This window comes from Leisingera sp. ANG-Vp (genome assembly GCF_000813725.1).
Taxonomy (GTDB): domain Bacteria; phylum Pseudomonadota; class Alphaproteobacteria; order Rhodobacterales; family Rhodobacteraceae; genus Leisingera.
Genome location: NZ_JWLD01000105.1, coordinates 1 through 3,865 on the forward strand (window position 1 = coordinate 1; position 3,865 = coordinate 3,865).

Here is a 3,865-nt window from a genome sequence, read left to right on the forward strand (position 1 = left end):
GAAAGCCTGATGGCGCTGGGACGGCTGGTGCTGACCTCGATCCTTCTGGGGGCAGTTTTCCTGGTGCTGGGCTATGCGCTGTCGGCGCTCAGCAGCGGCGCAACGGCTGCTGCGGGCCTTTCAGCGGGTGTGTGGCTCGTGTTTGTTGTGCTTTATGATCTGGGTCTGCTTGGAGCTGTGGTCATGGACAGCGGCGGGGTCTTTACCCAGAAAATCTTCCCTTGGGTGATGGTCGCCAATCCGGCGGATGCGTTCCGGCTGTGGAATGTTGCGGCCTCGGAAAGCGTGGCCTTGTCCAGCGGCATGGCAGGGGCGGCCAGCGCCTTGCCCGGATGGGCGGCACCGGTGTCGCTCTTGTTGTGGCCTGCTTTGGGTTTCCTGCTGGCCTGTGCCGCTTTCCGGAGGGTTGAGCCATGAAACGTCTGGTCGTTTTTGCCGCGCTGGCGCTCGCCGCCTGCCAGGAGGAAGAGGCCAAGGCGCCGCCTGCGCCGGTGGAGCTGACTGAGGCGGCGCTCAGCTACTTCTGCCAGATGAATGTCGCGGAACACGGCGGCCCCAAGGGGCAGATCCATCTGGAGGGTTTCCCGGCCCCCTTGTTCTTTGCTCAGGTGCGCGACTTGGCGGCTTATGTGAAAAGCCCGGAGCGGGACGCGGAGATCACCGCGATCTATGTCAGCGACATGGGGGCGGCCGCCAGCTGGGCGCATCCCGGCAGCAAGAATTGGATTGCCGCGGAGGGAGCGCATTTTGTGGTGGGATCCAACGTGGCGGGAGGCATGGGGGCGCCGGAAGTCGTGCCCTTTGCTTCGCCTGAAGAGGCCAGCCGGTTTGCTGCCCGCTATGGCGGCACCGTCGCGGGGTTTGAAGGCATCCCTGATGACGCAGTGCTGGGGCCTGTGGATCTGGACCAGCATTTGGAGACGCCGTCCTGAGCGTCTCCTTGCGCCGTTCGGGCTGAATGTCAGACCAGCTCTGGCTGCAGGCGCAGGTCTGCGGCGATGGCGTGGCCTTCCATGCCTTCCATCCGGCTGATGCGGGCGGTGCGCTGGGCGAGCTCGTGCGAGGCCGCGGCAGTGCAGCGCTGCCAGGTGACGGTCTTGGTGAACTTGTGCACCGAGAGCCCGCCGGTATAGCGCGCGGCGCCGCTGGTGGGCAGCACATGGTTGGGACCGGAGGTTTTGTCGCCGAAGGAGACGGTGGTTTCCTTGCCCAGGAACAGGGAGCCATAGGCCGTAAGACGGTCCAGCCACCAATCTAGGTCCTCGGCCTGTACCTGCAGATGCTCGGGTGCATAGCGGTCGGCGGTTTGCGCGGCTTCCTCGCGGGTGTCGCAGAGGATCACTTCTGCGCGCTCGTGCCAGGCGCGGTGGGCGGCCGAGAGATTGGGTTCGGGCAGGGTATCGATCAGGGACTGGGCCCGGGCCATGACACCTTTGGCCAGGCTTTCGCTGGTGGTGACCAGCCAGACCGGGCTGTCGGCGCCGTGCTCCGCCTGGCTGACCAGATCCCAGGCAACGGTTTCCACATCCGCGGTGTGGTCGGCGATCACCAGTGAATCGGTGGGGCCGGCAAACATGTCAATGCCGACCGTGCCGAACAGCATCCGCTTGGCCTCAGCCACAAATGAGTTGCCAGGACCGACCAGGATGTCGGCGGGCTTGGCGCCGAACAGACCCTGGGCCATGGCCGCGATACCCTGCACGCCGCCCAGATTCAGGATCAGGTCGGCACCGCAGAGGTCCATGGCATAGATGATAGCATCGGGAATGCCGGTGCCGGGGCGCGTGGGGGACACGGCGGTGATGTGCGGCACGCCGGCGACCTTGGCGGTGGTGATGGTCATCAGCGCACTGGCGATATGGCTGTAGCGGCCGCCGGGCACGTAGCAGCCGGCACTGGAGACCGGGATCTGTTTTTGGCCTGCAATCAAGCCCGGGATTACCTCGACCTCGCATTCGCCCATGGTGGCCTTTTGCGCCTCGGCAAAACGGCGGATGTTGGCGTGGGCGAACTGGATGTCTTCCTTCAGCTGATCTGAAACCCGGTTGCAGGCTGCGCGCCGCTGAGCGTCGGTCACCACGATCGGGCCGGTCCAGCCGTCCAGCGTTTCCGCATAGCGGCGCACGGCGTCCTCACCCTCGCGCTGGATATGGGCGAGCATGACGGCAACCGTGTCGCGGATGTCGCTGTTCTCGGTGGCGGGGCGGGGCTGGGCCTGTTTCAGATAGGTGATTGCCATTTGGGTCAGCTCATTTCCGTTAGAGGGCCGCCGGAAGTGCAAGCACGGGCTCGGCGCGGGTTGCGCCTAAAACAGCGTCTGGCGGGCCAAACGGTCAAGCCGCTGGCAGGTGATTTCGAAAAACACGGATGTTTGTTTCGAATTGCCGAAGCGGTGCACCCGCGCGGTTATTAAGCCGGAAGGGTGCGGAATTCCTCGGCCAGCCAGGGAAAACGGGTGCTGATCGGATCCGTGAAGTGATGGCGCAGGGATTTTTGCAAGGCTTCGTGAATGAGCTGTGACGTGGCTGCCGGGTAGACGTTGGTGGTGAACAGCGACACGGTGCGGGCAAAGTTTTTGCCGGGGAAGCGCACCACTTTGACCTTGTCGTGAAAGCGCTGGGCGCGGTGGTAGCTGGCGGCGGTGGTGACTGTCCAGCCGCTGCTTTCCGCAACCAGGCCGATGATCGACTGGTTGCACTCCAGCTCGAACCGGTTGGGCAGCGAGATCTTGAGCCGGGTCAGCTGGGTTTCGATTTGCTTGCCAATGGTATGATCGCGGGAGTAGCGCAGAAAGGGCAGGGAGGCGTCGGCCTTGGTCAAGTCCTTGACGTCGCCGGAGAAACCCACAGGAACCACCAGGATGAACGGGTCGCGCATCAGCGGGTATTCGATCAGGTCGGGCAGCAGGCCCGCGGGCCGGGTGGCGACGCCTGCATCCAGTTTCTGCTCCTGCAGTTTCTCGATGATCTCATGGCTGGGCCGGGTGTAGTGGCGGAAGCTGCAGCGGGGCAGGGCGGTGGAGAGGAACTGGAACAGTTCGGGGCCGACCTCATTGTCAAAGTCATCCAGCAGCGCCATCCGCAGATCGGTGGCATGCTGCCAGCTGCCGGAGCGGATCTCCGCCTCGCCGCGTTTCAGGGTCATCAGCCCGTCATAGACATAGCGGGCAAAGACCACGCCGGCCGGAGTCAGCCCCATCGGACGGCGGGTGTGGTCGACCAGATCAACACCCAAGGCGCTTTCCAGGCTGCGCAGGTGGTTGGAGACGGTGCTGATCGACAGGCCGGTCTCCTGGGCAACCTTTTGTATTGACCCGGACTTCGAGATGAGCTGGAACACTTCCAGCCACCGGAGGCTCAGAGATTTCTGCACTGGCGGGTCCTTCCGTTTAGCGTCATCATTCCGTAAAAAACGAAACTAAGTTTTACTTTGCCCGCAAAAGTAACTTTATTCTACTGTGGAATTGCTTCCCGGATATGGTTTGCCGTGCAAAAATACCTGTCCGAGCTTCGCAATGAACGAATCCGGATTTCAGCTGGGAGGAGAACCAACATGATCAAGAAGTATTTGCTTTCAACAGTCTGCGCTGCGGCCGCTGCAATTTCCGCCACTTCGGCCTCGGCTTTGGATGAGATCACCGTCGCCTACTTCCTTGAATGGCCGATGCCGTTCCAGTTTGCCAAGGCCAACGGCACCTATGAGGAAGAGCTGGGCGTCAAGATCAACTGGGTTTCCTTCGACACCGGCACCGCCATGTCGGCAGCGATGGCTTCGGGCGACGTGCAGATTGCGGTGAGCCAGGGCGTGCCGCCGTTTGTGGTGGCGACCTCGGCGGGCCAGGATATCCAGACCGTGGATGTGGCGG

Annotated in this window: 4 protein-coding genes and 1 pseudogene; 3 read left to right on the forward strand and 2 right to left on the reverse strand. The window is 62.9% G+C overall.

Going from position 1 to position 3,865, the window contains the following annotated elements:
- Both RA20_RS23470 and RA20_RS23475 read left to right on the forward strand, forming a co-directional pair.
- Positions 1-417: ABC transporter permease subunit (locus tag RA20_RS23470; protein WP_039134924.1), on the forward strand; the 417-nt coding region annotated here is incomplete at its 5' end.
- Positions 414-932, forward strand: a complete 519-nt coding sequence (locus tag RA20_RS23475) for a nitrous oxide reductase accessory protein NosL (protein ID WP_039134927.1) — start codon at positions 414-416, stop codon at positions 930-932. The genes RA20_RS23470 and RA20_RS23475, both read left to right, overlap by 4 nt.
- Before the next feature lie 29 nt (positions 933-961).
- On the opposite strand, the gene hisD is transcribed toward RA20_RS23475, so the two are convergent.
- Both hisD and RA20_RS23485 read right to left on the reverse strand, forming a co-directional pair.
- Positions 962-2,239, reverse strand: a complete 1,278-nt coding sequence (hisD, locus tag RA20_RS23480) for a histidinol dehydrogenase (protein WP_039134931.1) — start codon at positions 2,237-2,239, stop codon at positions 962-964.
- A 170-nt stretch (positions 2,240-2,409) separates the two neighbouring features.
- Positions 2,410-3,372, reverse strand: a complete 963-nt coding sequence (locus RA20_RS23485) for a LysR family transcriptional regulator (protein ID WP_039134934.1) — start codon at positions 3,370-3,372, stop codon at positions 2,410-2,412.
- Positions 3,373-3,552: 180 nt separating this feature from the next.
- Between RA20_RS23485 and RA20_RS23490 the strand changes: the two are divergent.
- Positions 3,553-3,865: pseudogene (locus RA20_RS23490) on the forward strand (ABC transporter substrate-binding protein); the annotation flags it as partial.

Coding starts and splice junctions, on each gene's coding strand:
- RA20_RS23475 (WP_039134927.1), top strand. CDS start 414: ATGAAACGTCTGGTCGTTTTTGCCGCGCTGGCGCTCGCCGCCTGCCAG.
- hisD (WP_039134931.1), bottom strand. CDS start 2,239: ATGGCAATCACCTATCTGAAACAGGCCCAGCCCCGCCCCGCCACCGAG.